The sequence below is a fragment of the Burkholderia sp. HI2761 genome (genome assembly GCF_002223355.1).
Taxonomy (GTDB): Bacteria; Pseudomonadota; Gammaproteobacteria; order Burkholderiales; family Burkholderiaceae; genus Burkholderia.
The window spans coordinates 1,043,108-1,065,511 of the sequence record NZ_NKFN01000007.1; the positions used below are offsets into that span (position 1 = coordinate 1,043,108).

General features: G+C 69.0%; 18 protein-coding genes, 1 tRNA gene and 1 pseudogene. 11 read left to right on the plus strand and 9 right to left on the minus strand.

Annotation, left to right across the window (positions count from 1 at the left end; all coding sequences use genetic code 11):
* Nucleotides 1–15: 15 nt before the first annotated feature.
* Nucleotides 16–957 (minus strand): LysR family transcriptional regulator, encoded by a 942-nt coding sequence (locus CFB46_RS22300; protein WP_027782383.1) that lies wholly within the window; start codon nucleotides 955–957, stop codon nucleotides 16–18.
* A gap of 126 nt (nucleotides 958–1,083) precedes the next feature.
* Between CFB46_RS22300 and CFB46_RS22305 the strand changes: the two genes are divergently transcribed.
* The 6 genes and pseudogenes from CFB46_RS22305 to CFB46_RS22335 all read left to right on the plus strand — a co-directional run bounded on the left by CFB46_RS22305 (nucleotide 1,084) and on the right by CFB46_RS22335 (nucleotide 8,995).
* Nucleotides 1,084–1,728 (plus strand): glutathione S-transferase family protein, encoded by a 645-nt coding sequence (locus CFB46_RS22305; RefSeq protein WP_089501313.1) that lies wholly within the window; start codon nucleotides 1,084–1,086, stop codon nucleotides 1,726–1,728.
* A gap of 35 nt (nucleotides 1,729–1,763) precedes the next feature.
* Nucleotides 1,764–3,827 (plus strand): pyridoxamine 5'-phosphate oxidase family protein, encoded by a 2,064-nt coding sequence (locus tag CFB46_RS22310; RefSeq protein ID WP_089501314.1) that lies wholly within the window; start codon nucleotides 1,764–1,766, stop codon nucleotides 3,825–3,827.
* A gap of 120 nt (nucleotides 3,828–3,947) precedes the next feature.
* Nucleotides 3,948–4,150, plus strand: a pseudogene (locus tag CFB46_RS36555) (DUF2970 domain-containing protein).
* 694 nt (nucleotides 4,151–4,844) lie between these two features.
* Nucleotides 4,845–7,076 (plus strand): TonB-dependent siderophore receptor, encoded by a 2,232-nt coding sequence (locus tag CFB46_RS22325; protein WP_089501315.1) that lies wholly within the window; start codon nucleotides 4,845–4,847, stop codon nucleotides 7,074–7,076.
* Nucleotides 7,077–7,135: 59 nt separating this feature from the next.
* A complete protein-coding gene (gene pnuC, locus CFB46_RS22330; protein ID WP_027782387.1) occupies nucleotides 7,136–7,780 on the plus strand; it encodes a nicotinamide riboside transporter PnuC in 645 nt (214 codons plus the stop codon).
* A gap of 24 nt (nucleotides 7,781–7,804) precedes the next feature.
* Nucleotides 7,805–8,995: a phosphotransferase enzyme family protein gene (locus CFB46_RS22335; protein WP_027782388.1), complete on the plus strand. Its 1,191-nt coding sequence runs from the start codon at nucleotides 7,805–7,807 to the stop codon at nucleotides 8,993–8,995.
* Nucleotides 8,996–9,173: 178 nt separating this feature from the next.
* Here CFB46_RS22335 and CFB46_RS22340 read toward each other — a convergent pair whose 3' ends face one another.
* Nucleotides 9,174–10,469 (minus strand): O-acetylhomoserine aminocarboxypropyltransferase/cysteine synthase family protein, encoded by a 1,296-nt coding sequence (locus CFB46_RS22340; RefSeq protein WP_089501316.1) that lies wholly within the window; start codon nucleotides 10,467–10,469, stop codon nucleotides 9,174–9,176.
* Nucleotides 10,470–10,617: 148 nt separating this feature from the next.
* Between CFB46_RS22340 and CFB46_RS22345 the strand changes: the two genes are divergently transcribed.
* The gene (locus CFB46_RS22345; RefSeq protein WP_027782390.1) at nucleotides 10,618–11,289 is read left to right on the plus strand and encodes an O-methyltransferase; all 672 of its coding nucleotides are present in this window, start codon (nucleotides 10,618–10,620) and stop codon (nucleotides 11,287–11,289) included.
* A gap of 9 nt (nucleotides 11,290–11,298) precedes the next feature.
* Here the strand turns inward: CFB46_RS22345 and CFB46_RS22350 are convergent, their stop codons facing one another.
* The 5 genes from CFB46_RS22350 to CFB46_RS36020 form a co-directional block, all read right to left on the minus strand.
* The gene (locus CFB46_RS22350; RefSeq protein WP_179235102.1) at nucleotides 11,299–12,450 is read right to left on the minus strand and encodes a DUF1176 domain-containing protein; all 1,152 of its coding nucleotides are present in this window, start codon (nucleotides 12,448–12,450) and stop codon (nucleotides 11,299–11,301) included.
* A 259-nt stretch (nucleotides 12,451–12,709) separates the two neighbouring features.
* Nucleotides 12,710–13,525 (minus strand): nucleotidyltransferase domain-containing protein, encoded by an 816-nt coding sequence (locus tag CFB46_RS22355; protein WP_089501318.1) that lies wholly within the window; start codon nucleotides 13,523–13,525, stop codon nucleotides 12,710–12,712.
* Nucleotides 13,526–13,580: 55 nt separating this feature from the next.
* Complete coding sequence (locus CFB46_RS22360) at nucleotides 13,581–14,804, minus strand: RtcB family protein (RefSeq protein WP_089502301.1); 1,224 nt, start codon at nucleotides 14,802–14,804, stop codon at nucleotides 13,581–13,583.
* 60 nt (nucleotides 14,805–14,864) lie between these two features.
* On the minus strand, nucleotides 14,865–16,004 hold the full coding sequence (locus CFB46_RS22365; protein ID WP_089502302.1) for a slipin family protein: 1,140 nt from the start codon (nucleotides 16,002–16,004) through the stop codon (nucleotides 14,865–14,867).
* A 257-nt stretch (nucleotides 16,005–16,261) separates the two neighbouring features.
* Nucleotides 16,262–16,334 (minus strand) — tRNA-Phe (locus CFB46_RS36020).
* A 336-nt stretch (nucleotides 16,335–16,670) separates the two neighbouring features.
* On the opposite strand from CFB46_RS36020, the gene rtcR reads away from it, so the two are divergent.
* Complete coding sequence (gene rtcR, locus CFB46_RS22370; RefSeq protein WP_089501319.1) at nucleotides 16,671–18,287, plus strand: RNA repair transcriptional activator RtcR; 1,617 nt, start codon at nucleotides 16,671–16,673, stop codon at nucleotides 18,285–18,287.
* 120 nt (nucleotides 18,288–18,407) lie between these two features.
* Here the strand turns inward: rtcR and CFB46_RS22375 are convergent, their stop codons facing one another.
* Both CFB46_RS22375 and CFB46_RS22380 read right to left on the minus strand, forming a co-directional pair.
* Nucleotides 18,408–19,160, minus strand: coding sequence for a class I SAM-dependent methyltransferase (locus CFB46_RS22375; RefSeq protein ID WP_089501320.1), 753 nt, complete (start codon nucleotides 19,158–19,160; stop codon nucleotides 18,408–18,410).
* Between the two features lie 13 nt (nucleotides 19,161–19,173).
* The gene (locus CFB46_RS22380; protein WP_089501321.1) at nucleotides 19,174–19,800 is read right to left on the minus strand and encodes a LysE family translocator; all 627 of its coding nucleotides are present in this window, start codon (nucleotides 19,798–19,800) and stop codon (nucleotides 19,174–19,176) included.
* Between the two features lie 165 nt (nucleotides 19,801–19,965).
* Between CFB46_RS22380 and CFB46_RS22385 the strand changes: the two genes are divergently transcribed.
* From CFB46_RS22385 to CFB46_RS22395, 3 genes are all read left to right on the plus strand, one after another.
* Nucleotides 19,966–20,766, plus strand: coding sequence for an AraC family transcriptional regulator (locus tag CFB46_RS22385; RefSeq protein WP_089501322.1), 801 nt, complete (start codon nucleotides 19,966–19,968; stop codon nucleotides 20,764–20,766).
* Nucleotides 20,767–20,887: 121 nt separating this feature from the next.
* Entirely contained in the window at nucleotides 20,888–21,307 is a 420-nt protein-coding gene (locus tag CFB46_RS22390; RefSeq protein ID WP_089501323.1) for an ATP--cob(I)alamin adenosyltransferase, read from the plus strand.
* A gap of 91 nt (nucleotides 21,308–21,398) precedes the next feature.
* Entirely contained in the window at nucleotides 21,399–22,382 is a 984-nt protein-coding gene (locus CFB46_RS22395) for a LysR family transcriptional regulator (RefSeq protein WP_089501324.1), read from the plus strand.
* Nucleotides 22,383–22,404: the final 22 nt, after the last annotated feature.

Here is a 22,404-nt window from a genome sequence, read left to right on the forward strand (position 1 = left end):
TTCTTCATTTTTCCGCTAGTTCGAACGCGAGCGCCTCGTCGTGGGCGCGACCGGCGTTTGCCCGAGCCGCGCCTTCATCGCATCGATGAACGCCCGCACCTTCGGCGACGGCAGCCGCGTGGACGGATACACCGCATGGATCCCGGCCGGCGCGGTGCGCCAACCCGGCAGCAGCCGCACGAGCCGACCGGCTGCGACGTCGTCCGCGGTCGAGAAATCCGTCAGTAGCCCGAAACCGCCGCCCGCGAGCACGATCGCGCGGCAGGCGGTCGCGGTGTTCGACACCACCGGCGCGACGCAGCGCACCGACGCGTGGCCGCCGCGCGCGTCGTCGAGTTCGAGCGTATGCGGGCGCGGCAGCGACGACAACATCACGAACGGCAGCGCGGCGAGCGCCTCCGGATCGCGGGGCAGCCCGTGTCGCGCGACGAACGCCGGGCTCGCGACCAGCCATTTCTCGTAGGTGCCGAGCTGCACCGCGCGATGGTTCGAATCGGCGAGGCGGCCGATGCGGATCGCGACGTCGAGGTTGTCCGCGACGAGATCGACGACGCGGTCGTTCGCGACGAGTTCGACGGCGAGCGCCGGATGCCGGTCGCGCAGCGCGACGACGGCCGGCGCGACGACCAGCGCGCCATAGTCGATCGGCACGCTCACGCGCAGCGTGCCGCGCAGCGGCCCGGCGTCGGACGACACCGCGTCGAGCGCGGCTTCGGTGGCGCGCACGATGTCGCGGCACGCGTCGTAGAACACGCGCCCGGCATCGGTTACGCTCAGCCGCCGCGTCGTGCGTACCAGCAGGTTCGCGCCGACCTCCGATTCGAGGCGCTGCATGTGCGTGCTGACGACCGTCTTCGCGAGGCCGAGCCGCTCGGCCGCGGCCGTCAGTGAGCCGGCCTCGACCACCGCGACGAAGATCGCCAGCCGGTTCAGGTTCACGTCGCGCAGATCGGCCATCGTCGATTGTCCTATGGAAGCGGATAATGTTTCCTCGATTATCCGTCTTCTGGCGACGAACGGCGAGCGCTACGCTGGAGCCGTTCGTCGCCGATCCCCGGCGGCGCGAGCTTCCGGAGTGTTTCCATGTCTGTCGCCAGCAAGCCTGCTTCGCCGATCCGCGTTTATTCGTTCCTGTTGTCCGGGCACGCGCACCGTGTCCGGCTGTTTCTGTCGCTGCTCGGGCTGCCGTCCAGGACCATCGACGTCGATCTCGCGGCCGGCGCGCAGCGCGAACCGGCGTTTCTCGCGCTCAATCCGCTCGGGCAGGTGCCGGTGATCGACGACGACGGCACCGTGATCGCCGACTCGAACGCGATCCTCGTGTACCTCGCGAAGCGCTACGGCGACGCGCACTGGCTGCCCGACGATCCGGTCGGCGCGGCCGTCGTGCAGCGCTGGCTGTCGTACGCGGCCGGCCCGATCGCATCCGGGCCGGCCGCCGCACGGCTCGTGACCGTGTTCGGTGCACAGCTCGACCCGGAAGCGGCCAAGCGCACGGCCGCGAAGGTGCTCGACGTGATCGATCGCGAGCTGGCCGGCAAGCCGTTCGCGGCCGGCGCGCAGCCGACGATCGCAGACATCGCCGCGTACACGTACATCGCGCACGCACCGGAAGGCGGTGTGTCGCTCGAACCGTATCCGCACGTGCGTGCGTGGCTGGCGCGTATCGAGGCGTTGCCGGGCTTCGTCGCGATGCCGACGACGCGCGCGGGCCTGCTCGCCGCTTGACGCTCACGGCCACCGCGCCTGTTCAGGAGGACGCAATGAATGCGCCGAGCACCGTCGTACCGGGCTGGGAACTCGACACCGCGCCGTTTCACGCGGGCGAGCTTGCCGTGCAGCAGCGCGCAGGCGTGACGGACGCGGCGGGCGCGGCCGGCCGGCGCGGCATCCGGCGTTTCATGCCGGAGCAGCACCGGGCTTTTTTCGCGCAACTGCCGTTCTTCGTGCTCGGCGGCGTGGATGCGCATGGCCGGCCATGGGCGACGCTGCGGGCCGGTGCGCCGGGTTTCGTCACGTCGCCGGACGCCCGCACGCTGCGCATCGCGGCGCGCGCGCTGCCGGGCGACCCGCTGGCCGGCACGTGGCAGGCGGGCGCGCCGTTCGGCGGGCTCGGGATCGAATTCGATACGCGGCGGCGCAATCGCGTGAACGGCGTCGTGCGCGCGGCGGACGGCGATGCGCTGACGATCGCGGTCGAGCAGAGCTTCGGCAATTGCGCGAAGTACATCCAGGGCCGCAAGCCGACCTTCGTCGCGCGGGACGTCGACGCATCCGTCGCGCCCGACGTGTCCGACGCGCTGAGCGACGCGGACCGCGCACTGCTCGCGCAGGCCGATACGTTCTTCGTCGCGAGTGCGAACACGTCGGCCGACGCGGGCGCGGCGCGCGGCGCGGACGTGTCGCATCGCGGCGGAATGCCGGGCTTCGTGCGCGTCGACGATGCCCGCACGCTGACGACGCCCGATTTCAGCGGCAACCGGTTCTTCAATACGCTCGGCAACCTGCAGCACGATCCGCGCGCGGGGCTGCTGTTCGTCGATTTCGACAGCGGCGATGTGCTGTATGTCGCCGCGCACGCGGAGATCGTGTGGGACGGGCCGGTCGTCGCGTCGTTCGACGGCGCGCAGCGCGTCGTGCGTTTCCATGTGCGGGAAGTGCGGCGCGTGCGGACAGTGCTGCCGTTCCGGTGGTCGGCGGTCGAGCGCGCGCCGCAATTCGCGGCGATGGCAGCATCGTCGGGCGGCGCGGCGGCAACGGCCGGACCCGTGCCGTCCGCGGCCGCGCCGGCATCGGCGCCCGCATGGCGGCCGCTGCGCATCGCGAAGATCGTCGACGAAGCGCGTGCGATCCGGTCGTTCCATTTCGAACCGGCGGATGGCGGCGCATTGCCTGCGTACGAAGCCGGTCAACACCTGACGCTGCGCATCGCGCTGCCGGACAGCGACGCGCCGTCGATTCGCAGCTACACGCTGTCCGATGCACCGGGCGGCGCGCATTACCGGATCACCGTGAAGCGCGAGGGGCGTGTATCGGCGTGGCTGCACGACCATGCGCGGGCGGGCATGACACTCGACGCGCAGATGCCGCGCGGCCGCTTCGCGTTCGATCTCGCGAGCCCGCGCCCGGCCGTGCTCGTGTCGGCCGGCATCGGCATCACGCCGATGGTCGCGATGCTGCGCCGGGCGCTGGCCGACGACACGCCGTCGCGTCGTGTCGTGTTCGTGCACGGCGCACGCGAAGCAGCCGAGCGGCCGTTTGCCGCCGAACTGGCGCGCATCGCGGCCGCCGATGCGCGCCTGTCGATTCACTGGTTCGACAGTCGTCCTGAAGAAGGGACGGCAGCGCGGGCAGGCCGCATCGACATCGCGCAACTGAAGCGGATCCTGTCGTTCGACGACTACGACTTCTACCTGTGCGGGCCGTCGGCGTTCATGCGCGACCTGTACGACGGGCTGCGCGCGCTGAACGTGCCGGACGAGCGTATCCGTTTCGAGGCGTTCGGGCCGTCGAGCGTCTCGCGCAGTGCGACCCGCTCGGCTGCCGCGCCCACGGCGGCCAGCGTGCCGGTCGTGTTCCGGCGCACGGGGCGCGAAGCCGCATGGACACCCGCCGACGGCACGCTGCTCGAATTCGCGGAAGGGCAGCGCGTGGCCGTGCCGTCCGAATGCCGCTCTGGTTCGTGCGGCACGTGCGCGACGCGTGTGCTGTCCGGCGCGGTCGACTACGAGCAGACGCCCGATGCGCCGGTCGCGCCCGGCTGCGCGCTGCTGTGCGTCGCGCGGCCCGTGCAAGGGGCCACGGAGCCGCTCGTGCTCGACCGCTGACGCGCGTGCGGCATGCGGCCGCAGCTGGCCTGCTGCGCGAAAAGCGCGCGCAACTGCTTCTTTTTTCGGATGCCGTCCGGCTCGGCGATAGCGTCAACCGATTCGATAAAGGAGCCCAGCATGAAACTGCTCGGCATGGCGCGCCTGGTCCTGTGGAGTTTCTTCGGCGTGCGCAACAGCTAGGCGCACGCGACCGATCTCGCGAACGCCAACTTCACGCTGCTGCCGTTCGTGGCGATCCTGCTCGCGCTGCCGGTCGGCGCGGTCATTTACGGCGTCGTGCATCTGGTCGTCGATCCGACCTGACGATGCAGGGGTTCTGAGCGAACGGCCGATGCACCGGTAGCGGGCCGCTATTTTCGCTCCGGTTCCACGCGTTCTGCCCGGCGCACCATGACGCCGGGGTCGGAGGCCGGCGCGCACGATGCGGATCGTGAGCGCATCGTTGCCGTTGTGGTTATCGTTGCCGCTGCCGCTGCCGCTGCCGCTGCCGCTGCCGCTGCCGCTGCCGCTGCCGCTGCCGCGCCGCCCGCGCCGCCCGCGCCGCCCGCGCCGCCCGCGCCGCTTGCTCCCGTTCCCGCCTTCTCCGTTTCCCGATCCGCCCGATTCCGCGGCCCTTCGCCCCGCCCGGGGTAAAATGCGCGCCACGCCGCGATGTCGCGCGCCGGGCAGGCCGCCGTTCCGATGAACGGCCGGCGCGCATGCCCGCCGCCTGCACCGGGGCGTTCGAAGCGTCCCCCGCATGACACGACCGCGCGAGGCAGCCGGCCGCACGACAGGCACCCGACGAACCCGTTGGCCGCTGCGTCGTTTCCGGCGCGTCCTCCGAATCCGATGTCCCATCCTGCGTTGTTCCGACCGGTCGGCCCGCTGGCATGCCGCATGGTCCGGTTCGTCCGATGAATATCGTGTCGACGCACGCGTGCGGTGACGAGCGCGGCAGCGTCCGCGGGCGTACGCTTCGCAGCTTCCAACGGGTTTCGACAGGGTCGAGTGGCGAGTTTTCCTTCCAGAACGATGACGGTGAATAGAACAACAGCGGCGCCCGCACGGCGGCGGCGCGCGAAGGTCGGGCTCGGTGTCGGCCTCGGCGTCACGCTTTTCGCGGCGCAGGCCGCGGCGGCACCGGGCGACACGCCCGCACCGGGCGCAGACGCGACCGGCAACGCGACGCTGCCCGCGATCACGGTGAGCGGCGAGCGCAGCCACCCGCTGCGGGCGCGCGAAGCGTCGGTCGCGGGGCTCGACGACGCGCCGCTGCGCGACACGCCGGCGTCGGTGAACGTCGTCACGCGCGCGCTGATCGACGATCAGCAGGCGAAGCGCTTGAGCGACGTCGTGCGCAACGATGCATCGGTCGTCAACGACTATGCGCCGGTCGGCTATTTCGAAGGCTTCGCGATTCGCGGCTTTCCGGTCGATCTCGCGAGCGCGATCCGGATCGACGGACTGACGGTGTCCGGCGAGCAGAACGTGCCGCTCGAGAACAAGGAGCGCGTCGAGATCCTGAAAGGGCTGGCGGGCATCGACAGCGGCGTCGTCGCGCCGGGCGGCGTGATCAACTTCGTGACCAAGCGCTCGGCGAACGTCGCGAGCGTGACGGGCGGCGTCGACAGCCGCGGCTCGACGTCGGCGGCCGTCGATCTCGGCCGCCGCTTCGGCCCCGACCATCAGTTCGGGTTCCGGATCAATGCGGCGAAGGAGAACATGCACTCCTATATCGACGGCACGAACGGGCGGCGCACGTTCGGCTCGATCGCCGCCGACTGGGACATCAGTCCGCGCGCGAGCCTGCAGCTCAATGCCGAATTCCAGCAGTGGATCCAGCGTTCCGCGCCCGGCTACCAGTTGCTCGGCGGCACCGTCGTGCCGTCGGTCAAGACGACGTCGAAGGCGCTCGGCACGCAGCCGTGGGCGAAACCGGTGACGACCGATGCGCTGAACCTGAACGCGCGTTTCGACTATCAATTCAACGACGACTGGAAGGCCTACGTCGCCGCCGGGCGCAGTCGCACGATGATCGACGACAATAGCGCGTTCGCATACGGCTGCTCGTATGCGGCAAGCTGCGCGGCCGGCGCGACGTCGCCGTTCTTCTTCGGCGCGAACGGCGACTACGACGTGTACGATTTCCGCAGCCCCGGCGAATACCGGCGCAACGACGATCTGCGCGCGGTCACGACGGGCAAGTTCGCGACGGGGCCGCTGCGGCACGAGCTGACGCTCGGCGTGAGCGTGCAGCGCCGCGTCGTGCACATGGCCGACGCCGTGTACGACTACGTGGGCAGCGAGAACGTCTACGGGCCCGACCTGACCTTCTCGCCGTCGCCGAATTCGCCCGGGCCGTCGTATCCGCGCCTCGACGCGTGGCAGTACGGCGTGTTCGGGCTTGACCGCATCAGCATCGGCGAACACTGGCAGGTGCTCGCGGGCGGCAAGGAAGTGCTGCTGCGCCAGCGCAGCTGGAGCAGCGCCGACGGCGACACGACGCATACCGACCGCTCGGTGTTCCTGCCGCAGGTCGCGCTCGTCTACAAGCCGGTGAACGTGCTGTCGCTGTATGCGTCGTACAGCAAGGCGCTGTCGCTCGGCGACCAGGCGCCCGTGCGCGCGACTAACGCGTATGCGTTCCTGCCGCCCGTCGAATCGCACCAGTTCGAGGTCGGCGCGAAATACGACTGGCTCGACCGATTGAGCCTCACGGCCGCCGTATTCTCGATCAGCAAGCCGTTCCAGTTCGCCGACCCGGACGCGTCGGGCACCACCTACACGTTCGTGCAGCGCGGCACGCAGCGGCACCAGGGAATCGAGCTCGGCGCGGCCGGTCGCGTGACCGAGCGGCTGGGGTTGACGGCCAGCGTCGCGGCGATCCGCGCCCGCGCGGTCGATTCGGGCTCGCCGGCCTACGAAGGGCACCAGATCATCAACGTGCCCGCGCTGCGCGCGTCGCTGTATGCGGACTACGCGGTGCCGGGCGTCGCGGGCCTGAACGTGCTCGGCGGCGTGGAATACAGCGCGGCGCGCAACGCGAACGAGGAAGGCACCGCGCGCGTACCGTCGTGGTTCGTGTTCAATCTTGGCGCGCGTTATACGACGAAGATCGGCGGCCATCGCACGGTGTTGCGCGTGTCGGTGGACAATCTGTTCAACAAATTCTACTGGCGCGACGCAGGCGAGCAGCAGGGCGATGCGTACCTGTTCCCGGGTGCGCCGCGCACCGCGCGCGTGTCGTTGACCTATGATTTCTGACCGACCGGAATCGGCTGCGTGACGCGCGGCCCCGGCAGCCCATCAGGAGAGCACAGACGATGTCCCCACTCGAAATCGCCGGCGTGATCGTCAGCGCGCTCGCGATCTGGCTGACCGCGAAACGGCGCATGCTGTGCTGGCCGGTCGGCCTCGCATCGGTCGCGCTGTACGGCTGGATCTTCTTCGACGCGAAGCTGTATTCCGACATGCTGCTGCAGGGCGCGTTCGCGGTGCTGCAGGTGTACGGCTGGCAGCGCTGGCTCGCGCAGCGCGCGAGCGAGGCCGCCGGCGGTGCCGACGGCGAGGCGGCGCCAGCCGGCGATGTCGCGCCCGTGACCGGCGTGCGGCCACGGCAGATGCTGCCCGACCTGATCGCGGCCGTCGTCGGCAGCGCGCTGCTCGGCGGGATGATGGCGCGCTGGACCGATGCGGCGCTGCCGTTCGTCGATGCGTCGCTGACCGCGTTCAGCCTCGTCGCGCAATACTGGACCGCACGGCGCTACATCGCGTCGTGGGGGCTGTGGATCGTCGTGAACGTCGTGTACGTCGGGATGTTCGTGTTCAAGGAACTGTATCTGACGGCCGGACTCTATGCGCTGTTCATCGGGCTGGCCGTCGTCGGCTGGCGCGACTGGAGCCGGACGGCCACCGCATTGCGCGCGGCCGCCGCCGGCCCGCTCGCATCGGGCGGCGGCGCGCGCTGATTCAACTACGGAGCAACGCCGTTCATGTCATTCCCCCTCGAGCCGGACGGCCCCCTGTCGCGCGACGTCGCGCCGCCGCAATTCGGCGTGGACGGCGAGCAGGCCGAACGCGACTGGCCGCTGATGACGCACGATGAAGTGGCGGCCGTGCTCGCGCGGATCGACGGCGCGGGCGAGCCGGTGCGGCTGACGTGGCACAGCCCGCGGCAGTTCGCGGCGGCCGTGCTGGTGCGGATGGCGGACGGGCGCGGGTTGTTCGTCAAGCGTCATCACGCGAGCCTGCGCGATGTCGCGGGGCTCGAGGAAGAGCATCGCTTCATCGCGCATCTGCGCGCACGCGGCGTTCCGGTGGTGGACGTGCTGGCCGATCGCAACGGTGCGACCGCGTTTGCGTCCGGCGAATGGACGTACGAGGTGCACGTGCTCGCGCCCGGCGTCGATCCGTATCGCGGCGTGATGTCGTGGCAGCCGTTCACGCATCCTTCGCATGCGTATGCGGCCGGCCGCGCGCTCGCCGAACTGCATCGCGCGTCGGCCGGCTACGATGCGCCCGCGCGGCCCGTGCGCACGCTGCTGTCGAGCTTTCGCGTGCTGTCGTCCGCCGATCTGGCGGGCGCGCTCGAACGCTGGGTCGACGCGCAGCCGCTGCTCGTGCGCGCGCTCGGCTCGCGCGACTGGCGTGGCGACGTGGCCGACGCGATCGGCCCGTATCACGCCCGCCTCGTGCCGCTGCTGCCCGCGTTGCCGCCGCTGTGGACGCACGGCGACTGGCACGCGTCGAACCTGCTGTGGACCGATGCGGGGCCCGGTGCGCAGGTCCGGACCGTGCTCGATTTCGGCTTGTCGGACCGCACCTGCGCGGTGATGGACCTCGCGCTCGCGATCGAGCGCAATACGGTCGACTGGATGGCGCCGGCCGATGCGCGGCGCATCGAATACGACCAGATCGATGCGCTGCTCGACGGCTACGAATCGCTCGAACCGTTGAGCGACGACGCGTATGCGGCGCTGGTCGCGCTGTTGCCGATCGTGCATACGGAGTTCGCGCTGTCGGAAGTCGCGTATTTCGGTTGCATCATCGATGCGCCGGCGATCGTCGACATCGCGTACGACGGCTACCTGATCGGGCACGCGCGCTGGTTCGGCGAGCGCGACGGGCGGCAACTGCTCGACTGGCTCGTGCAGCGGCGGCGCGCGAAGCAAGGGCTTGCCTGATTCTGGGGAATAGGCGGATAGCCTCTCGGCGGTTGGCGTGTCGCAGCGAAGGCTGCGTGGCACGATCGTCCGCGCCGGGCGCCGCCCCGGCATCAACCGGGGATTGAACACCTTGAAGCCGCTCCAGGGTCAAGCGGTTTGATGCGGGCGCACCGGCATGCCGGCGCGCCCGTTCCGGTCAAAGCTGCGCGAGCGCCTGGTCGAGATCGGCGAGCAGGTCGTCGATATGCTCGATGCCGATCGACAGCCGCACCGTTTCTTCCTTCACGCCGGCCTTCGCGAGTTCGGCCGGCGACAGCTGACGGTGCGTGGTCGATGCCGGGTGCGTCGCGAGCGACTTCGTATCGCCGATGTTGACGAGCCGCGTGAACAGCTTCAGCGCATCCTGGAACTTCGCGCCGCCGTCGCGACCGCCCTTCACGCCGAACGTCAGGATGCCCGGCGCGCGACCCGACAGGTAGCGCGCGACGAGCGGATGATCGGGGTGATCGGGCAGGCCCGCATAGTTCACCCATTCGACGTGCTCGTGGCGCGCGAGATGCTGAGCGATCTTCAGCGCGTTGTCACTGATTCGCTCGACACGCAGTGCGAGCGTCTCGATCCCCTGCAGGATCTGGAACGCGTTGAACGGCGAGATCGCCGCGCCCATGTTGCGCAGCGGCACCACGCGGGCGCGGCCGATATAGGCGGCCGCTCCGAACGCGTCGGTATAGACGACACCGTGATAGCTGACGTCCGGCTCGTTCAGCCGCTTGAAGCGGTCCGCATGTTCGGCCCACGGGAACTTGCCCGAATCGACGATCGCGCCGCCGAGGCTCGTGCCGTGCCCGCCGAGATACTTCGTCAGCGAATGCACGACGATGTCCGCGCCGTGTTCGAACGGGCGCAGCAGATACGGCGACGGCACCGTGTTGTCGACGATCAGCGGGATGCCGTGGCGATGCGCGATCTCGGCGAGCGCGGCGATGTCGGTGACGTTGCCGAGCGGGTTGCCGACCGATTCCGCGAAGATCGCCTTCGTGCGCGAATCGATCAGCGGTGCGAACGATGCGGGATCGCGCGGATCGGCGAAGCGCGTGGTGATCCCGTATTGCGGCAGCGTATGCGCGAACAGGTTGTAGGTGCCGCCATACAGCGAACTCGCGGACACGATGTTGTCGCCGGCTTCGGCGATCGTCTGGATCGCGTACGTGACGGCGGATTGCCCCGACGCGAGCGCGAGCGCGCCGATGCCGCCCTCGAGCGCGGCGATCCGCTGCTCGAGCACGTCCGTCGTCGGGTTCATGATCCGCGTGTAGATGTTGCCCTGGACCTTCAGGTCGAACAGGTCGGCGCCGTGCTGCGTGTCGTCGAATGCGTACGCAACGGTCTGGTAGATCGGGACGGCGACCGCGCGCGTGGTCGGATCGGGACGATAACCGCCGTGCACGGCGATGGTTTCGAGGCGCCAGTTCGGATTGGCCTGATCGGTCATGGGTGCTCCGTTTGTTGTTGTGAAGGTCGAGGGTCCTGCCGTCCGGCGATTATAGGAGCACGTGTACGGCTGCTCTTAGAACGAATGGTGTGTTGCTTATCGCGGCGCGGCGCATAGAATGCCTTTTTCCGCAGACGAAAGGTGTGCGATGGATCAGGATCGGTGGAACCAGGTGGATGCGTATTTCTCGGCGACGCTCGTGCCGTCCGACGCCGCGCTCGACGCCGCGCTGGCGGCGAGCGACGCGGCCGGGCTGCCCGCGATCAACGTCGCGCCGAACCAGGGCAAGCTGTTGCAGTTGCTCGCGACGATCCGCGGTGCGCGGCGGATCCTCGAAGTCGGCACGCTCGGCGGCTACAGTACGATCTGGCTGGCGCGCGCGTTGCCGCCGGGCGGCTCGCTCGTGACGCTCGAGCTGAACCCGGCACACGCGAAGGTCGCGACGCAGAACATCGCGCGTGCGGGGTTCGCGGCGGTCGTGTCGGTGGTGGTCGGCAGCGCGAAGGAGAGCCTCGCGCGGCTCGTCGACGCCGGCGAGGCGCCGTTCGATTTCATCTTCATCGATGCGGACAAGGACAACAACGCCGTTTATCTCGACGCGGCGCTGAAGTTGTCGCGGCCCGGCACGGTGATCGTCGTCGACAACGTCGTGCGGAACGGGCGCGTGGCCGATCCCGGCAATCGCGAGCCGGACGTGGTCGGCGTGCGCGACGGATTCGCGCGCCTCGCGGCCGAGCCGGCGCTCATGACGACCGCCGTGCAGACGGTCGGGCAGAAGGGCTGGGACGGATTCTCGATCTCGATCGTCGGCGCCGCGTGACGTGACGCGTCAGTGCGGGCTGTCGGCCGCATCGGCCCGGCGATACAGGCGCGGCCATTGAGCCTGGAACAGACCGTTGCAGGTGCCGTGCGTCGCGAGGTCGTCGAGCACGAAGCGCCGGCCGTCGAACACCCACGACGCGGTCGAGCCGCAATCGCCGGCGCTGCGCAACCGGACCGTGCTCGACAGCGTCGCGCTGGCGGAATCGTAGCCGGCGTCGGTCAGCTCGTTCGCGAACGACGCCGAATCGAGGCCCGCGCTCGCGTTCTCGCCGAAATTCATCGCGGCCGGCATGTACGGAGCGCTGCGGCGCACGCGATACCACAGGTCGGTGTGGTTATACAGGCTGCTGGTCTGGCACGGAATCGCGACGAGCGCCTCGTCGGACGAAATCGCGACGGCTCTCGACGCTTTCCTGCGGTCGCTCGCCGACATTTCGTCTTCGACATCGGCCGCACATTGCTTCACGTCGGCGCCGAATTTCGCGAGGACCGCGTCGACGAGCGGACGCTGTTCGGCGGTCGACAGGGTCGAGGCGGCCGGCGGCGCGGGCGTGACCGCGGGCGGCAGTGCGGGCGCGGCCGGCACCGACGACGCAGGCCGGGTGCCGGGGCGCAACAGCGCCGTGACCGTGCCGACGCGGCCCTGCGTGTCGTCGATCAGCAGCAGCGCGGCATTCAATCCCGCCAACGGCGTCCGCGCGGTGTGCGCCGACGCCGGATCGCCAAAGCTCAGCAGTTGTGCATTGCGCGCCGCGGCGAGCCACGCGGCCACCGTGGCCGGATCGTTGGTCCGGACCCGGAACGGGTGCGCTTCGTCGTCGGCCGTATCGCCGAAAGCATGCCATTGCGCCGGCATCGCATCGAACGGCCGGCCATCGACGCGTGCGGTGCGCAAGTCGATCGGCGCCGATGCGTAGAGGTCGAGCGACGGTTGCGCGTCCGGGCCTGCATCGCGCGTCACGCGCAGGATGAGGGTGGGACGTGCATCGTCGATATCGTCGGCGTGACTTTCCGCGATACAGCGATTGCCGTTGTCGCAGACGACCGACCAGCTCTTGAAATCGCGCTCGACCGGCGGCCGCGCGAGCGGGCGAGCCTGCGCGGCGAGCGGGGAAGTGGCGAGGAGGGCGGCGAGGGCGAGCGAAAGGCGGTGCGACATGACGGTTCGTATCGGCAGTGAACGGGCGGGCGGAAGACGTCGGACTGCAAGCGCATCGTCAGCAAGCGGTGCACGTCGAGTGCAGCCGCGCACGACGCGGTGCGCTGTGCCGAATGAGACCACGAGTATACCGCCGCACCGGGGCTGCGTTCGGCGAGACGACGCGTAGCGTGCGGGCACGCGGGTTGCTCGCCGGCAGCCGGCGGGCGCGTGCAGATGCGGAAACGGCGATGCCCGCAGGCATCGCACCGTTTGTCTTTCATCGACCGTCGACCACGTCGCGCAGGAACGTATCGAGCATCGCCACATCGCCCCACGGCCGCTTGTATTCGCGATCGTGTTCGGCATCGGCGAGCATCGTCTCGACGAGCGCATGGATCGCGGGCCGACGTGGCCCGTATTCGCTTTCGCTCGCGCTCATCTTCAACGCGAGCAACGCATCGAGCTCCCCACGCACCGCCGGCTCGTGCACCGTGCCTTCGACGAGATCCGCGAAGCGCATCGGCGGCATGCCGAGTCCCATGTCGATCCAGCGCACCGCGAGCAGCGGTCGCAGCACGTACAGGTACTTCTTGTAACGCACCGTGTCGCCTTGCAGGTAGCCGCGAAAGTTCTTCTTCGCCATCGCGAGGTAGTGATGGCGCCCGCGCACCGGCGAGAAGAACGCCGACGCCAGCGACCTCAGCCGCGGCGCCCAGCGCGCGTCTTCTCGATACACGACAGGCGAGTCGAGCCATTCGAGCAGCGTCGGGTTCGATCGGCGCAGCAGTTGTAGCGTCTTGCGCAGCTCCCAGCCGCTGACGTCGAGCTCGTCGTCGAGCGGCCGCTCGATCACGTCGCGTTGCGGTTCGACACTAAGGTACCAGTCGCGCCGGTGCACGTACACGAAGCGCACGTCGTAATCGCTGTCCGGCGAGGCGAAGCCCCAGCCGCGGCTGCCCGATTCGCATGCGAACAGCACGCTCACGTCGTGGCGGCGCTCGACTTCCGCGAGTTCCGCCATAACGCGCGCACGCACGGCCGGGTCGACCGGATGTGCGCTGCGCACGGTTGTCATTGCCTTATCCGTTTTCATTCTTGTTGTTTCCTTTTCGTTGCGTGCGGCCGCCGGCCATCGGCCGCGCGCCGCGCTATCCTTTCACGCACACCACCTGGCGCAGCGTATGCACCACTTCGACGAGGCTGCGCTGGGCCGCCATCACCGCGTCGATATCCTTGTAGGCCATCGGGATTTCGTCGACGACGCCCGCGTCCTTCCGGCATTCGACGCCCTGCGTCGCCTTCGCCTGATCGTCGGCCGTGAAGCGGCGCTTCGCTTCGGTGCGGCTCATCGTCCGGCCCGCGCCGTGGCTACACGAGCAGAAGCTTTCCGGGTTGCCGAGCCCGCGCACGATGAAGCTCTTCGCGCCCATCGAGCCCGGAATGATCCCGAGCTGGCCCTTCTGCGCGGACACCGCGCCCTTGCGCGTCACGAGCACGTCTTCGCCGAAGTGGCGTTCGCGCTGCACGTAGTTGTGATGGCAGTTCACCGCGTGCTCGTCGAGCGCGAACGGCTTCGTGATCACGCCGCGCGCCGCGCCGATCACCGCGTCCATCATCGCCTGTCGGTTGCGCCGCGCGTAGTCCTGCGCCCAGCCGACCGCTTCGACGTAGTCGTCGAAGTGCCGGCTGCCTTCGGTGAAATACGCGAGATTGCGGTCCGGCAGGTTCGCGATGTGCTGCCGCATGTCGGCCTGCGCGAGTTCGATGAACAGGCTGCCGATCGCGTTGCCGACGCCGCGCGAGCCGCTGTGCAGCATGAACCACACGTGGTCCGCTTCATCGACGCATACTTCGATGAAGTGATTGCCGGTGCCGAGCGTGCCGAGATGCGCGTAGTGGTTCGTCTTTTCCAGCTTCGGATACTTGTCGACGATCCGCTGGAAGCCCGGTTGCAGCGACTTCCATGCGTCGGTCACGGCGGCCGGCGTGCGATCGCCCCACGCGCCCGGGTCGCGGCGGCCCGGCGCGCGGCCGTGCGGCACCGCGCGCTCGATCGCGCTGCGCAACCCGACAAGCGAGTCCGGCAGATCGGACGCCGTCAGCGTCGTGCGCGCCGCCATCATCCCGCAACCGATGTCGACGCCGACCGCGGCCGGAATGATCGCGCCTTTCGTCGGAATTACGCTGCCGATCGTCGAACCCTTGCCGAGGTGCACGTCCGGCATCACCGCGACGTGGCCGAAGATGAACGGCATCCGCGCGGTGTTGCGCAGTTGCGCGCGCGCTTCGTCCTCGACGGCGACGCCTTGCGTCCACATCTTCACCGGCTTGCCGTTCGCCAGTTCCATCACCTGATAATCCGTTTCAGTCATTTGCTTCACCATTCATTCATTTGCGCGGCGCGGCACACGTGCGCCGCACCGTTTCATGCCCTAAGCGCCCTTGATGCTGACGAGTCCGTTCAGCACCTGGTCGAGACCGCCGAACACCGAGATGCGGTCGATCCGTTCCGCGACGCGCTCGAGCGTTTCCAGCTCCTTGAGCCGCAGCGCGGTCGGGTTTTCTTCCATCACCTTCGCGGTGTTCAGCAGCGAACGCGTGGCCGCCGTTTCCTCGCGGCGGCGAATCACGTTCGCCTGCGCGGATTTCTCCGCTTCGACCACCTGCGCGAGGATCGTCTTCATGTCGCCCGGCAGCACGATATCCTTCACCCCGACGCTGCGCACGTCCACGCCCGAGTTTTCGAGGCGCGCACGCACCTGTGCGATCACGACCTCGTCGATCGACTGCTTGTCTTCCAGCAGCTCGTCGAGCGAGCGCGTACCGACGGCCGCACGCAGTGCGAACTGCAGCTCGCGATACAGGTGCTCGACCGGTTTCTGCAACTGGCCGAACGCATGCAGCACGTCCGCATAGCGCCACGTCGCCGACAAGTTCAGCCGCAGCGCGACCTTGTCGCGCGTCAGGATTTCCTGACCGCCGACTTCGAGCGCCTGCACGCGCAGGTCGACCGGTTCGACCGCGACGTTGCGGTTGAAGCGCCAGAACCCCGACGTACCCGCGTCCAGCAACCGCTCGATCTTGCCGTCGATCTTCAGTACACCGACGTGGTACGCCGGCACTTGCACCAGCAGCACGCCCGTCAGGCCCGTCACGCCGCGCGCACGCAGCGACGGCTGCGCGATGCGCTTCACGAGCGCGGCGGGCAGCATGCTGTCCTGCGCGAGATCGATGCGCTCCAGCCGATGCGCGGTCAGGCCGCGCCAGTACAGCCGGCGCGTGCCCGGCGCCAGGATTTCGACGAGCACGTCGTCTTCATAGCGCAAGCCGGCTTCGTCGTCGGCCAGATCCATCGCGACGAAATACCGCGCGAGCACGTCCTGTGCGTCGTGCCGCAGGTAATCGGCCAGCGCTTCGTCGGCGAGCGGCGCGTCGAGACGCGCGGTCTGCACCGACAGGCGCTTGAACGGATCGAAGGCCTTGAACACGCCCGGTTCCAGCACCTTCACGAAATCGCCCTCGCTCATCAGCAGCGCGCGTTCGTTCTTCTTCACTACATGACGCTTCCACATATTCTTGTCCTTTTCTTCAATGGCCGCCGGGTGACGCGCATCGTTCGGATCGTGATGCGACGCAATCGGGCAGGCGGCGCGCTGGCCGGCGTCGACGTGCATGGCGACGCCTCCTGCATTGCGTCGTCGTGCGCATTCGCGCGGGCCGTGCGGCCGCCCGGCCGATCGCGCGGAACCGCAATCGGTCCGACGCGCGGCGGGCCTCGCGGCCCGCACCGGCGGGTACTGCTTTTCATACGAGACCGTCCTTGCGGACAGCGTTCGAGCGGGATTCGAACCCGCCACCGGCCGGCTTTCGCCGGCTGCTCGACCTGAATGAGCTTCCGAACAATGGGCGCCCCGGGATTCGAACCCGGGCGAAGCATCCTGGCGCGCGCCCCTTTGCCTTCGTCTGTCCATGGCGGCATGCGCTGCCGCGACGAACGAGGTTCGGCGGCGGCGCACCAGCAGGGCGTGTGAACCCTGGCTCGTGGGCCAGCGGGACATCCGGCGCCTTTATTTAGCGAGGAGCGTGCCAGCGGCGTCGCGGGCCTGCGCAAAATTTCTCAGGTGATTGAAATTAAAGGGAAATTGTTTGCCTCTCGCGGCCGGGTACCGATGCTTGCCGCATCGTGTCGTCATGAATATCCGATACAATTGGATCACTTCTTATCCTATGAGATAAACATGCGCAAAACCGTCGCAATCGGCTTTCTCGGCACGGTGCTCGATCAGGGCGGTCGTGCGCCGCGCCGCCACCGCAAATGGCGGCCGACGATCTCGTTGTGCGAGCAGCCCGACCTGCCGATCGACCGACTCGAGTTGCTGCATCCGCTGAGCTACACGCGCCTTGCCAACCAGGTTCGGGACGATCTCGCGCGCCTGTCGCCGCACACCGACGTGCGGCTCACGCCGGTCACGATCCACGATCCGCGGGATTTCGAGGAGGTCTATGCGACGCTGCACGACTACGCACGCGCGTATCCGTTCGACCTCGAACACGAGGATTACCTGATCCACATCACGACTGGCACGCACGTCGCGCAGATCTGCTGGTTCCTGCTGGCGGAAGCGCGCTACCTGCCCGCCCGCCTCGTGCAGACGGGGCCGCCGCAGCGAACCGACGAGGGGCCGAGCGGGCCGGGGACGATCTCGGTGATCGATCTCGACCTGTCCCGCTACAACCGGATCGCGCAGCGCTTCACGCGCGAGCGCGACGAAACGGTGTCGTTCCTGAAGGCCGGCATCGCGACGCGCAACGCGCGCTTCAATGCGCTGATCGAGCAACTCGAGCGCGTGGCCGTGCGTTCGCGCGCGCCGATGCTGCTGGTCGGGCCGACGGGGGCCGGCAAGTCGTTTCTCGCGAAGCGCGTGTACGAGCTGAAGCGCGGCCGCCATCGGCTCGCGGGGCCGTTCATCGAGATCAACTGCGCGACGCTGCGCGGCGACGCGGCGATGTCGACGCTGTTCGGTCACGTGAAGGGCGCGTTCACGGGGGCGCAGTCGGCGCGCGCGGGGCTGCTGCGCGCGGCGGAAGGCGGGCTGCTGTTTCTCGACGAGATCGGCGAACTCGGGCTCGACGAACAGGCGATGCTGCTGAAGGCGATCGAGGAGAAGCGTTTCCTGCCGGTCGGCGCGGACGTCGAGGCGACCAGTGATTTCGAGCTGATCGCGGGCACGCACCGCGACCTGCGGCAGATGGTGGCGGCCGGTACGTTCCGCGAGGATCTCTATGCGCGGATCAACCTGTGGACTTACGAATTGCCGGGGCTCGCCGAGCGCCGCGAGGACATCGAGCCGAATCTCGAATTCGAGCTCGACCGTTTCGGCCGCGAGCAGGGCGAGCAGGTGCGTTTCAACGTGGAGGCGAAGCGGCGCTATCTTGCGTTCGCGGCATCGCCGCGCGCGACGTGGGCCGGCAATTTCCGCGAACTGTCGGCCTCGGTCACGCGGATGGCAACGCTGGCCGAGGCGGGGCGGATCACCGAGGCGCTCGCCGGGCAGGAAGTCGAGCGGCTGACGCGCACGTGGTCGTCGTCGGGCGGCGCGGGGGCATCCGATTCGTGCGTCGACGCGGTGTTCGGTGCGCGTGCGGCGGAACTCGACCTGTTCGACCGTGCGCAGCTCGAACGCGTGCTCGACGTGTGCCGTACGTCGGCGAGCCTGTCGGATGCCGGCCGCACGCTGTTCGCGGTGTCGCGGCAGAACAAGAAGCAGCCGAATGATGCGGACCGGTTGCGCAAGTATCTCGCGCGGTTCGGGCTCGATTGGGACGGCGTGCGGCGCTCGCTCGATGGCTTGTGATGACGAGAGGGGTGCGCGTGATGCTCGTGCCGCGTTGGGCGGTTGCACCGCACGATTCCGGTATGCGTATGCGGTGGACACGCTGCCCGCCGCCGGCTGACGCAATCGCCGCACGCGCGCTCACGCGCGGCAGATCGCGATGATCTCCGCGCTGGTCGCCTCGTCGAACGGTGCATGCTGCCAGTCGCCGCGCCAGTCGGCCGACGCGAAACCGGCCGCCGCCACGCGCGCCTGCAATTCGACGTGCGCGATGAAACGCAGCCGGCTCGTATTCGTCAGCACCGTATCGTCGCGGCGGAAGCAGTAGTGCGTGTCGAACGTCACGATCGCGCCGTCGATCGCCCGCACCGCGTGATGGAGATCGACGATGCCGAATGCGTGCGATTCGACGCTGCGTGCCGACTGCGCGGGCGTCCATGCTCGCCATGGTTCGGTGCGCGGGTTGCGGGTGTCGAACAGGAAGCGGCCGCCGTCGGCGAGCACGTGTCGCACGCCGCGCAGCGTCGCGTCGATGTCGTCGTCGCTCAGCAAGCACTGGAACGCATGCCCGGTCATCACGACCGCATCGAAGGGCGCACCGGGCGGCAGGCCGTCGAGCCCGCAAGCGAACCAGCGCACGGCGTCGGCGCCCGGCTGGCGTCGCGCGTAATCGATCATCGCCGGTGCGGGATCGATCGCGACGACGTCATGCCCGGCCGCCGCGAGCCGTCGTGCGAACGTGCCGGTGCCGCAGCCGAGATCGAGGATGCGTTGCGGCGCGGCGCCGATCGCGGCGGCGTAGAACGCGAAGTCCCGATCGCCCGCGTTGAACAGGTCGTACACCGCGACGAGGCGCGGGTCGGTGTAGAGCAGGTCGGCGCCGGCGCGCGTCATGCGGCCGCGCGCATCAGCGCTGCTGCACGGCCACGCGCAGCCCGAGCGCGATGAAGATCGAGCCGATGATCTTGCCCTGCCAGCGCGTGAGCCACGTGAGCCGCTTCACGATGCGGCCGAGCGGGCGGATCGAGCATGCGAGCAGCGTCGTGTAGAGCGAGCTCAGCACAACGAAGATCAGCCCGAGCACCGCGAACTGCACGAACGTCGAGCCGCGCTCCGGATGCACGAACTGCGGCATGAACGCGAGAAAGAACAGCGCGGTTTTCGGATTCAGCACTTCGGCGGGAATCGCCTGCAGGTACGCCTTGAGCGGCGTCACGGGCGACACCTGCGGCAGCGACGGATCGGCAGCCTTCTCGAGCAGCGCGCGCACGCCGAGATAGATCAGGTACGCGGCGCCGGCCAGTTTCACGACGTTGAATGCGAGCGCCGACGTCATCAGCAGCGCGGACAGCCCGACGGCCGCGAACAGCGTATGCACGAAGTCGCCGCTCGCAACGCCGAGGCCGGTCAGGATGCCGGTCTTGCGCCCGCCCTGCACGGTGCGGCTCAGCACGAGCAGCACGGCGGGCCCGGGGATCAGGAACAGGCCCAGAACGACGGCCGTGAAGGTGGTCAGCGTGGTCAGATCGAACATGGCGGCTCCGGCAGGTTGGCGCAGCGGCAGGGGATCGGCGCATTGTATTCGGTTCGGCGCACGGCCGCAGACGCCTCGTCGAACGGCACGGCCGCGCCGGCACCTTTCTGGTATAAGCACGAAAGGACGCGCCGGCGTCCGGCCTTTTCCACAGCCCGTCGTTCCATGCGCGACCTTCCACCGATTACCGATCCCGCCGCGGACGCCGACGTCTATCACGTGCCGCGTCCGCTCGTGGTGTTCGGCGGCTCGGTCGTCGAACCCGAATGGCGGCTGGAGCGGCACAGCCATCGTCAGGCGCAACTGCTCTACACGCTGAGCGGCGTCGTCTATTGCGAGATCGACGGCGGCGTGTGGAGCGCGCCGCCGCAGTGCACGGTGTGGATTCCGGGCGACGTCCCGCATGCGGCGCGCGGCTCGGCCGGCGCGACCTTCTACGCGGTACTGGTCGAACCCGACGCGGCGCTCGACCTGCCCACGCGCTGCTGCACGCTGGCCACGTCGCCGCTGTTGCGCGAGCTGCTGCTGAAGGCGGCCAGCTTCCCGAACCTGTACGACGTCGACGGGCCGCAAGGGCGGCTGGTGGCGACCTTGCTCGACGAACTCGTCGCGGCGCCGGTCGAGGACTTGTACCTGCCGATGCCGGCCGACCGCCGGCTGCGCAAGCTGATCGACCATCTGCTCGACGATCCGGCCGACAAGTCGCCGCTGCCCGAACTCGCCCGGCGCGCGGGCATCAGCGAGCGCAGCCTGACGCGCCTCGCGACGAAGGAACTCGGGATGAGCCTCGGCGACTGGCGCCGGCGACTGCACGTCGCGCTGTCGCTGCGGATGCTGACGACCGGCCGCCGCGTGCACCAGATCGCGATCGATCTCGGCTACGAGAGCGCGAGCAGCTTCGTCACGATGTTCCGCAAGGCGACCGGCAAGTCGCCGACGCAATTCCTGACCGACCGGCAACGCTGAACGGCCGGAGTGCGCGCCCGCGCACCGTTTGGCCGGATTGAAAAATCAGTTGGCCGGGATGAGAAATGACGCATCGGGTGTCGATCCATAAAATGAGAATCGTTCTCATCTGGAGGTCGACATGCAAATCGTCACGACTGAATTCCCGTTCGTCTGGCTGCGTTACAGCGGCTCGATCCACACCGATCCCACCCGCCTGATTGCCGAACTCGACGCGCTGCTGGCGCGCCGCGAACGCTTCGTTCTTCTGACCGACGATGCGCCGTCCAGCGACGATCGCGCCGACAACGATCACGAGATACGCAAGCAGCTCGCGAAGTGGAGCAAGGCCAACCGCGCGCTGTCGCGCGAATGGATTCCCGGGATGATCGCGATCGAGCCCAATGCGGCGCGGCGCGTGGCGCTCAATGCCTTTTCGGGCGCCTTCGAGAAGGTCTGGGGGTATCCGCTGAATGCGGCGGCGAGCCGCGACGACGCGCTGGCGCTCGCGCAACGGCTGCTCGCCGAACCGGCGCGCCGCGTCGCGGCGGCGAACGCCTGACCGACGGCCGCGCGGGTCGCGCGGCTTGCGTCGACATCGACATCGACACGCACGCACGGGGCGCGAACGCGCGCCGCGGCATATCGCCGCGATGCGCATCTTCACGCGCATCGTCGAAATGAACAGCTTTACGCGCGCGGCGCAGGCGCTCGGCATTTCGCGCGCCACCGCGACGCGCACCGTGCAGGAGCTCGAAGCGGCGCTCGGCATGCCGTTGCTGGTGCGCACGACGCGCGCGTTGCGGGCGACGCCCGAAGGCGACGCGTACTACCGGCGCTGCGTCAGCATCACGGCGGACGTCGACGAGCTCGAAGCCAGCATCCGCGGCGCCGCGCTGCATCCGAGCGGGCCACTGCGCGTCGAATTGCCGGCGTCGGTGGCGGGCGCGATCGTGTTGCCGGCGCTCGGCGAATTTCACGCACGGCATCCCGATCTCGAGCTGATGCTCGCCGTGGCCGGGCGCGCGGTCGATCGCATCGGCGACGCGATCGATTGCAGCATCCGGCTCGGTACGTTGCCCGATTCGTCGCTCGTCGCGCGCCGGCTCGGCTCGCTCGAGCGCGTGACATGCGCGAGCCCCGCGTATCTCGACCGCTTCGGCGTGCCGCGCACGCCCGACGAGCTGGGCGCGCATCGCGCGGTAGGCGGGTCGCACGTGTCCGGCCACCGTCCGGCCGAACTCGAGTTCGTGGTGGACGACGCGGTGCGCAAGGTGCGGCTCGACGGCATCGTCGGCGTGGACGACGAGCAGGCGTATCTCGCATGCGGCGTGCACGGCCTCGGGCTGATCCAGCCGACGCGTGTCGCCGCGCAGCCGCTGATCGAGGCGGGGCGGTTGCGGGAAGTGCTGCCGGGCTGGCAGCCCGATGCGCTGGCCGTGTCGGCCGTCTACGTGAAGCGCCCGCATGTGTCGCCCGGCGTGCGCGCGTTCGTCGACTGGATCGCCGAGCGTTTCGTGCAGGCCGGGTATGAGCAGGAAGGGCTGGCGGCGGCGGGGGCGGTGGGGTGGCGGCCGGCGCTGCCGGGTGCAGCCGCTACCGGCGATCGCTACGGCGGACTGGTAGCGGTGGCCTGAAAGCGGAATGCCGACGGCAAGC

What these genes read in the sequence shown, in the direction of transcription:
- CFB46_RS22300 (WP_027782383.1), bottom strand. Translation starts at nt 957, where the DNA reads ATGGCCGATCTGCGCGACGTGAACCTGAACCGGCTGGCGATCTTCGTC.
- CFB46_RS22305 (WP_089501313.1), top strand. Translation starts at nt 1,084, where the DNA reads ATGTCTGTCGCCAGCAAGCCTGCTTCGCCGATCCGCGTTTATTCGTTC.
- CFB46_RS22310 (WP_089501314.1), top strand. Translation starts at nt 1,764, where the DNA reads ATGAATGCGCCGAGCACCGTCGTACCGGGCTGGGAACTCGACACCGCG.
- CFB46_RS22325 (WP_089501315.1), top strand. Translation starts at nt 4,845, where the DNA reads ATGACGGTGAATAGAACAACAGCGGCGCCCGCACGGCGGCGGCGCGCG.
- pnuC (WP_027782387.1), top strand. Translation starts at nt 7,136, where the DNA reads ATGTCCCCACTCGAAATCGCCGGCGTGATCGTCAGCGCGCTCGCGATC.
- CFB46_RS22335 (WP_027782388.1), top strand. Translation starts at nt 7,805, where the DNA reads ATGTCATTCCCCCTCGAGCCGGACGGCCCCCTGTCGCGCGACGTCGCG.
- CFB46_RS22340 (WP_089501316.1), bottom strand. Translation starts at nt 10,469, where the DNA reads ATGACCGATCAGGCCAATCCGAACTGGCGCCTCGAAACCATCGCCGTG.
- CFB46_RS22345 (WP_027782390.1), top strand. Translation starts at nt 10,618, where the DNA reads ATGGATCAGGATCGGTGGAACCAGGTGGATGCGTATTTCTCGGCGACG.
- CFB46_RS22350 (WP_179235102.1), bottom strand. Translation starts at nt 12,450, where the DNA reads ATGTCGCACCGCCTTTCGCTCGCCCTCGCCGCCCTCCTCGCCACTTCC.
- CFB46_RS22355 (WP_089501318.1), bottom strand. Translation starts at nt 13,525, where the DNA reads ATGAAAACGGATAAGGCAATGACAACCGTGCGCAGCGCACATCCGGTC.
- CFB46_RS22360 (WP_089502301.1), bottom strand. Translation starts at nt 14,804, where the DNA reads ATGACTGAAACGGATTATCAGGTGATGGAACTGGCGAACGGCAAGCCG.
- CFB46_RS22365 (WP_089502302.1), bottom strand. Translation starts at nt 16,004, where the DNA reads ATGTGGAAGCGTCATGTAGTGAAGAAGAACGAACGCGCGCTGCTGATG.
- rtcR (WP_089501319.1), top strand. Translation starts at nt 16,671, where the DNA reads ATGCGCAAAACCGTCGCAATCGGCTTTCTCGGCACGGTGCTCGATCAG.
- CFB46_RS22375 (WP_089501320.1), bottom strand. Translation starts at nt 19,160, where the DNA reads ATGACGCGCGCCGGCGCCGACCTGCTCTACACCGACCCGCGCCTCGTC.
- CFB46_RS22380 (WP_089501321.1), bottom strand. Translation starts at nt 19,800, where the DNA reads ATGTTCGATCTGACCACGCTGACCACCTTCACGGCCGTCGTTCTGGGC.
- CFB46_RS22385 (WP_089501322.1), top strand. Translation starts at nt 19,966, where the DNA reads ATGCGCGACCTTCCACCGATTACCGATCCCGCCGCGGACGCCGACGTC.
- CFB46_RS22390 (WP_089501323.1), top strand. Translation starts at nt 20,888, where the DNA reads ATGCAAATCGTCACGACTGAATTCCCGTTCGTCTGGCTGCGTTACAGC.
- CFB46_RS22395 (WP_089501324.1), top strand. Translation starts at nt 21,399, where the DNA reads ATGCGCATCTTCACGCGCATCGTCGAAATGAACAGCTTTACGCGCGCG.